Origin of the sequence: Paenarthrobacter sp. NPDC018779 (genome assembly GCF_044391085.1) — a bacterium.
In the GTDB taxonomy this organism is placed as follows: Bacteria; Actinomycetota; Actinomycetes; order Actinomycetales; family Micrococcaceae; genus Arthrobacter.
Genome location: NZ_JBIRZS010000048.1, coordinates 1 through 6,565, shown reverse-complemented (window position 1 = coordinate 6,565; position 6,565 = coordinate 1). Strand labels below are relative to the sequence as shown.

Here is a 6,565-nt window from a genome sequence, read left to right as displayed (position 1 = left end):
AACCATTCAGGTCGAGGCCCCCCAACCACCAGGTTGGGGGGCCTCCCACTTTAACAACCACTCCCGTTGCGGGGCCCACACAACACCCCAAAACCAAGAAGAAGCACGCACACCAGGCCCCACAACAAGCCATGCGGACCGCGTAGCGGCACGGGTAGAGATGATGATCGGCGCGGGTAGAGTTGATGATCATGGACAGTCTTTTCAGCCACCCCGAGTCGGACAGCAGGGAGCCGCAGCCCGACGCGGATCAGCTCGAGCCCTTGATATTCACCATCGTTGTATCTGCCACCATCCAACATGCCTTCATGGGTTTCACTGACCATCCCCATCTGTGGTGGCCGATGGAGGAGCACAGCGTCTACGGTGCCGGCTCGCACGTGGAATTCGAAGAGAACCTCATCCTGGAGACCTCCGAGGCCGGAGAGACGTCCGTTTGGGGCACCATCGACGATTGGCAACCGCCACTGTCCTTCCATGCCAGCTGGTACCCAGCCAGCACGCCGCTGTGGTCCACGGAGTTGAGGGTCGCTTTTCGGGCGGTTGATGAGGGCACCGAGGTGCGTCTGGTGCATGACGGCTGGGAGGGCGCCGAGGATCCTGCCGCTACCAGGGCCTCGTACGCCGAGGGTTGGCCCGGCGTGCTCGCAAACTATTCGCGGTTCATGGGCGGAGCCGGTGCCTAGTATCCGGCGCCTGCGCCCCGAGGATTGGCCGCTGCTCAAAGCCGTCCGTCTGGAGATGTTGGCTGACACTCCCATGGCCTACGTGGAGAGCCTCCAGGCAGCCCGCCGGCAGACTGACACTCAATGGCTGGAGCGGGCATCTGCCATGTCGGCCGAGGACAGTGTCACGCTCGTGGCTGACGAGGGTCCGGGTTCGAGGATCCGCGCACTGATGCGGGTGGTGGTGAAACATCCCCAGGACCCAGGCCGCCCGTTGCAGGGCATGTTGATCAGCGTCTATGTTGCGCCCGAGTTCAGGGGCCTGGGATTGGCCGATCAAATGCTGGCTCATGCGTGCCAGGCAGCTGTTGCGGACTTGGGGGCGTGGTCCTTGGAGCTGGGCGTCCACCAGGACAACCAGCGGGCCATGACTTTTTATAAACGCCACGGTTTCCAGCTGACAGGGGAGAGCAAGCCTTATCCCTTGGACCCGAGCAAGCAAGAGCTTTTCATGGAGAAGCAGCTCGCCCCAGCCGATGCCGGGGCTGCGGCGGTGGATGCTGCAGGTACTGATTAGACTGGTGAGCACCTAAAACACTGCGAAGACTGCCGATTTGGCGTGTCCGCGGTGCTCATGTGTGGAGGAACCACCTTGTCGGATGAAACGGCCATGGCCGCTACAACAGCAGAAGGCATCAAGGAACGCACCATTGGTGGCGGGGAAACCGCTTCGGAGTCCCAGTCGCAGAGGGCTTTCCTTGCGGAGCTCAAAGCAGTCCTGCGTCCGGACCAAGTGGTGGAAGACGAAGACACCCGTACCATCTACTCGGCTGACCAAGGTCCTCTGCCGGAACGGCATCTTCCCCTGGCCGTGGTCTGGGCGGAATCCGTGGAGGACGTCCAGAACATCGTGCGCGCGTGTGCGGCCCACCAAGTCCCCATCGTTCCGCGCGGTGCGGGCACCGGAGTATCGGGCGGAGCGCACGCCACCCGCGGGTGCATCGTGCTCGGCCTCGAACGAATGAATCGCATCCTGGACCTCAACTCTGACGACGAGACCGCCGTCGTCGAACCTGGCGTCATCAACGCCGAGCTGAACGCGGCCGCCGCCCACCACGGACTGATGTACGCACCGGACCCCGCGAGTTACAAGATGTCCACCATCGGTGGCAACGTGGCTACCAACGCGGGTGGACTGCGGTGTGCCAAATACGGCGTGACGCGCGATTCCGTCCTCGCTCTGGATGTGGTGCTGGCGGACGGCTCGTTGGTCCACACCGGCCACCAGACCTTCAAAGGCGTGGCCGGCTACGACCTCACGGCACTGTTGGTGGGGTCCGAGGGGACGTTGGGGATTGTGGTCGGCGTGACGGTTCGGCTCAAATACCTGCCGCGCGAGATCCATACGATCGCCGCTTTCTACCAGGACTTCCGCAGTGCGGCTGCCGGCGTGCTGGCTGTTGGCAAAGCACGCGTTCAGCCGGCCATCATGGAACTCCTGGATAACGGCACCCTGGTTCAACTCGACGAACTCAACGGCTCGGACCTGCAGGCCCGGGGCAAGTCGTTGCTCCTGATCCAGACCGACGGTTTCGGCGCAGCGGCCGAGGCCGCAGTGGTGCGCCAAGTACTGTCCGACGGCGGCGCTACAGTCACCATGGAGGCCAGCGAAGAGGCCGACATGCTGGTGGACCTTCGACGCAACAGCCGCGGCGTGGAAGTGGACGATGAATTCCGTGTGGGAGAGGACATCGCAGTACCCCGTTCGCGGCTGGTGGACTTTGTGGCTGAGCTTGAGGCCATGGCTGACCGGCATGACGTGCGGCTCAAGGTGGTGGCACACGCCGGCGACGGCAACCTCCACCCCACCTTCTGGTTGGACCGGGTGGATCCTGCCTCCGACGCCGATGCTCTGGTCCGCTTGAAGGCTGCACTGGACGAGTCCATCCGGGTGGGGCTGGAGATGGGTGGCACCATTACGGGCGAACACGGCGTGGGACAGTACAAACTGCGCTGGCTTGGACTTGAACAGCCCGAGCCCGTGCGGGAACTCCAGCGGCGCATCAAGGAGTTGTTCGATCCCTCCGGGATCTTGAATCCCGGGAAAGCTATTTAGAACCCTTGGTATTCCAAGTCATCAGCTAGACCCTTGAGTCACATTGTAACTGCTTCTCTCATGCCAATTTACTTTCAATAGCCCACATCATATTCTTAGTTGGTATACCAAATGAGTTTGAGGGTAGGTGAGGGTGCGATGAAGCGGTCTTTCGGGGGCGGACGTGTTGCTCCGCGGCTGGTGTTGCTCGCGCTGGTGGTGGTGTCCGTGAATCTGCGGCCCACCATCACCACCGTCGCAGGCGTCATGAACCAAGTGAACGGTGCGTTTGGGCTGGACCCGTCGCTCCTGCCGCTGCTGGGTACCTTGCCCGTCCTGGCCTTCGGTGTGTCAGGGCCGATCGCCCCCTGGCTTGCAAGGAAGATGGGCACCGGTCCTGCCGTCGCCATCGCTTTGGTGGTGCTTGCGGTGGCCCTGGTGCTTCGCGTCATGCTTCCGGCCCTGCTCCTTCCCGGCACCTTCCTCGCCGGGGCGGCAATCATGACCGCCAGTGTCCTGGTGCCACAGATCGTGAAGGCCAATCATGGCACCGGGTGGTGGACGGGGCTGTGCACCATGGGCTTCGGGCTTGGCGCCGCGCTGGGCGCCGGTTTGGTCCAGCCCCTTGAGCACGCCTTCGGGGGCAGCCTCGCCTGGGCGCTGGGCGTCTGGGCACTCCCGGCCGTCGCCGGTGCAGCCCTCATCTTCCGCCCGGGAAGCCCGACGGCGGCACCCGGCGCTGCCACGCAAGTTGCCACGGCGGGACGCGAGGGAGCGGCGGGCCGCCCGACGGCGGCACCCGGCGCCGCTACGCACCTTGCCACGGCGGGACGCGAGGGAGCGGCGGGCCGCCCGACGGCGGCACCCGGCGCCGTCACGCCAGTTGCCACGGCGGCACCTGCCACGTCCGCTCGGGCCACCCAAGCAAGCGGCGAGCGAGCAGCAAGCAGCCGCGTGCCGACGTCGGACGCTCAACAGGCTGTGATCCCCTTGCGGAAGCAGCGCACAGCGTGGGCAGTGACGGCATTTTTCGGGCTCCAGGCCATGCTTTACTTCGCCATCACCTCATGGCTGGCCGTGTACCTGACCTCCAAAGGGCTCTCACCGGCCGACGCCGCCGCCCTGCTTGCCTGGTTCAGCCTGGCTGGCCTCCCGGCGAGCCTGTTGGCCCCGGTCCTGGCCGGCCGTCCGAAGGTCCTTCGAGTCCTGGCTCCGGGTCTCGGCCTGTCCGTGGCCGTCGCCCTGATTGGTGTGCTGCTGGTGCCGGCGGCCCTGCAATTCCCCATGGTTGGAGTGCTGGGGGTGGTCCAGAGCGCGGGGTTTGGCCTGGGCATGGCATTGGTGGTGATCCGCTCGGCGGGACCCCAATCCGCGGGAAGGCTCTCCGCAATGAGCCAGGGGTTTGGATTTGCGCTGGCGTCGCTCGGTCCGTTGGCGGCTGGCCTTTTGCACACTTGGACCGGTGGCTGGGAGGCGACGTTCCTTGCGCTGGCGGCTGAAGCGTTGGTCCTGGCCGGGGCGGGATACCTTGCCATCCGTGGTCCGGTAGCCAGCGTCGAAACGCCTGCCGAACCCCTGCCCGGGAACCAGTCCACGCCCGAGTTGGTTCGCTGATCCGGAGAGGTTTGCGCGCCCTGTTCGGCGGGTGCGCTCCGGCGTATCCTCTGCGGTATGACGAACTCAGCGCCCGGTAGCGGCACGGAAATTCTGCAGGCCAATGAATGCTGGGAACTCCTCCGCGGTGTTTCCGTGGGCCGTTTGGCCGTCTTGGTGGACGATCATCCGGACATCTTTCCCGTGAATTACAAAGTTGATCACGGAACCATGGTTTTCCGCACGGGTGAGGGCACCAAACTTCACGCTGCACTCAGCGATGCTCCCGTGGCCATCGAGGCCGACGGTGTCGACCCGGATACCGGCATCGCCTGGAGCGTCGTGGCAAAGGGACAGGCGACGGCGGTCAAACTCACCCAGGACGTCTTGGACACCATCGGTCTCCTGCTCTTTCCCTGGGAGGCCGGCCAAAAGGACCAGTTCATCCGGATCACCCCCAGCACTGTGACGGGACGCCGCTTCAAGGTTGCCCCGCCGGTGACGTGGTGGACGCCGTTGGACGGCGCCCCCACCGCAAGCCCGGAATAGGGCGGGGACGGCCGCCAAACCGCGTCTTGTTGAATGGCTCCGTGCCTTCCACTCGGATGGCGCCGCCGTCGCGCTGCTCCCTCTGCTGCCCTGCTGGGGGCACCTTGGGGCGTGCGAGGTGTTGGTTACGGCAGCTGCTTACCGGCCAACGCGTCAATTACGACGACGGGTCACCCACCGCCGGGGTTCGCAGCTGGGACCTGTTGGACGTGTCCAGGGAGGTGTCTCTTAAGGGAATGTCTTTGCAGGTTGCCGGTTGGTTTGCTTCAGTTGGCTTCGGGTTCAGGCGTCCCGGCGTTCCAGGCTGCCTCGGCAGGTGCGGGACAGGTTGGTTCCCGAGTCGGGCCCGGTGTTGATGGTCCGATGACCGAATACACGCTGCCACCAAAACTAAGGGCATGGCCGCAGGCTCGTCGCCCTTCTGTCACCACCCAGACAACGTCTACACGGGCAACCCAAGTCCGCGCCCTCTGGTTGTGGAGGAGGGGTTGATGGGCGTCTTTGGGGTGTTTCCACATAGCTCGTCGGCGGTCTTATTCAGCGGTTGTGGGGCTGGAAGAGTGGGGGTATGGACGGGTTTTTGGGGCAGTTGGGTAGTGGCGTTGGTGGCGCTGCCGGGGTTGCTGCCGTCGCCCCTGGGTCTTCCGCTTCCGTGTCTCCGGTCGCTGGGGCTGGTTCGTCGCAGCCTGCTGTTCCTGTTTGTGGGGTGCCTTCCGCCGGTGGGGATCTGGTTTCTGTTGCGGATTTGATCGCTGTTGTTGGTGCGCTGGAGCCTGCTGGTGGGAGCGGGGTGTTGGTGGGTTTGTTGCGGGGTTTGGAGGATTTGAAGTCGGCGGTGGCGGCGGCGCAGGCGAGGGTGGCTGTGGCGTTTGATCTGGCCCAACGCAGGGAGCAGGCCGCGGCGGGTGTGCCGGTGGCTGAGCGGGGCAGGGGTGTGGGGGCGCAGGTGGCGTTGGCGCGTCGGGAGTCCCCGAATAAGGGGGCCCGGTTGTTGGGGTTGGCGAAGGCACTGGTGGGGGAGATGCCGCGGACGTTGGCGGCGTTGGAGTCCGGGTTGTTGAATGAGTGGCGGGCGACGTTGTTGGTGCGGGAAACGGCGTGTTTGTCGGTGGAGGACCGGTGCGCGGTGGATGAGGAGTTGGCCGCGGATACGGGCACGTTCGAGGGTGCCGGGGACCGGCGGATTGTGGCGGCGGTGAAGGCTGCGGCGTATCGGCGGGACCCGGCCTCGGTGACCCGGCGGGCGGCGTACGCGGTGAATGAGCGGAGCGTGGGTTTGCGTCCGGCGCCGGACACGATGACGTATTTGACGGCGTTGTTGCCTGTGGCGCAGGGGGTGGCGGCGTATGCGGCGCTGACCCAGGTTGCGGGGACGGCCCGTTCTCAAGGTGATGTGCGGTCCAAGGGTCAGGTGATGGCCGATACTTTGGTGGAGCGGCTTACCGGGACCCCGGGTGGTGCCGCTGGGGTGCACCTGGAAGTGGTGATGACTGACCGGACGCTGTTGCAGGGTGATAGTGAACCGGCGAGGTTGAAGGGCTACGGCATCGTCCCGGCCGGTTGGGCCAGGGAGTTGGTCAAGCATGGCCCCGGCAACGACCCGACCACACCCGCCGGGCGGGGAACGGGCAGCGACCCGGCCGCACGCGCCGGGCGGGAAGTC

At 65.2% G+C, this 6,565-nt stretch carries 5 protein-coding genes and 1 pseudogene; all 6 read left to right on the top strand.

Annotated features, from left to right (window positions below; genetic code table 11):
- Window positions 1-191 precede the first annotated feature (191 nt).
- Entirely contained in the window at window positions 192-686 is a 495-nt protein-coding gene (locus ACH488_RS21870) for an SRPBCC domain-containing protein (protein WP_397326697.1), read from the top strand.
- Window positions 679-1,242, top strand: a complete 564-nt coding sequence (locus ACH488_RS21865; RefSeq protein ID WP_397326696.1) for a GNAT family N-acetyltransferase — start codon at window positions 679-681, stop codon at window positions 1,240-1,242. The genes ACH488_RS21870 and ACH488_RS21865 overlap by 8 nt, the downstream gene beginning before the upstream one ends.
- A 93-nt stretch (window positions 1,243-1,335) precedes the next feature.
- Complete coding sequence (locus tag ACH488_RS21860; RefSeq protein ID WP_397326698.1) at window positions 1,336-2,781, top strand: FAD-binding oxidoreductase; 1,446 nt, start codon at window positions 1,336-1,338, stop codon at window positions 2,779-2,781.
- A gap of 138 nt (window positions 2,782-2,919) precedes the next feature.
- The gene (locus ACH488_RS21855) at window positions 2,920-4,374 is read left to right on the top strand and encodes an MFS transporter (protein WP_397326695.1); all 1,455 of its coding nucleotides are present in this window, start codon (window positions 2,920-2,922) and stop codon (window positions 4,372-4,374) included.
- A gap of 57 nt (window positions 4,375-4,431) precedes the next feature.
- Entirely contained in the window at window positions 4,432-4,902 is a 471-nt protein-coding gene (locus ACH488_RS21850) for a pyridoxamine 5'-phosphate oxidase family protein (RefSeq protein WP_397326694.1), read from the top strand.
- Between the two features lie 568 nt (window positions 4,903-5,470).
- Window positions 5,471-6,565 (top strand): annotated as a pseudogene (locus ACH488_RS21845) (hypothetical protein); the annotation flags it as partial.

Bases quoted from the DNA above. Each gene is read 5' to 3' on its own strand.
- ACH488_RS21870 (WP_397326697.1), top strand. From the start codon at position 192: ATGGACAGTCTTTTCAGCCACCCCGAGTCGGACAGCAGGGAGCCGCAG.
- ACH488_RS21860 (WP_397326698.1), top strand. From the start codon at position 1,336: ATGGCCGCTACAACAGCAGAAGGCATCAAGGAACGCACCATTGGTGGC.
- ACH488_RS21855 (WP_397326695.1), top strand. From the start codon at position 2,920: ATGAAGCGGTCTTTCGGGGGCGGACGTGTTGCTCCGCGGCTGGTGTTG.
- ACH488_RS21850 (WP_397326694.1), top strand. From the start codon at position 4,432: ATGACGAACTCAGCGCCCGGTAGCGGCACGGAAATTCTGCAGGCCAAT.